At 53.9% G+C, this 534-nt stretch carries 1 protein-coding gene; it reads left to right on the top strand.

What is annotated here, in order from left to right; translation table 11 throughout:
• Positions 1 to 88: 88 nt before the first annotated feature.
• A partial coding sequence (locus ACFQEU_RS17940; protein WP_379784370.1) for an alpha/beta family hydrolase occupies positions 89 to 534 on the top strand: 446 nt, incomplete at its 3' end.

The raw sequence follows: 534 nt of genomic DNA on the forward strand, positions 1-534 counted from the left end.
GAGGCAGGCACAGATAGCGGACTAGATATGTTGGGGTTGGCGGGGAAAGAGAGGCTATAATGCCTCTCTTTTTATGCGTGACTGGTTTATGTCCAAAACAGTAGCTTCAGGCTCGCTGCGCAATAGCCCCAAGCAGCCCACTGCACGTGTTCTTTTTTGCCATGGTGCCGGCGCTCCCATGGACAGCCAATTTATGGATACGATGGCAGCGCTATTATCTGGCCAGGGTCTCGATGTGGTGCGCGTCGAGTTTCCCTACATGGCAGAGCGCCGGTTAACCGGTAAGCGTCGTCCGCCCAACCCAATGCCGCAATTATTGGAATTTTTAGAGCAGCAAGTTTCGGTTTGGTCAGCATTTGATCAATTGCCTTTGTTCGTTGCCGGTAAATCGATGGGCGGACGTGTTGCGGCCATGTTGGCGTGCCAGGAGGTTAGTGCGGTGATAGCCTTAGGTTACCCGCTGCATCCTGTGGGTAAGCCTGAGAAGCTCAGGCTGGAGCCCTTGCTTGCGCGCCAATGTCCGCTGTTAATTGT

The organism is Halorubrum tibetense (assembly GCF_042661865.1).
Lineage (GTDB): Archaea > Halobacteriota > Halobacteria > Halobacteriales > Haloferacaceae > Halorubrum > Halorubrum tibetense.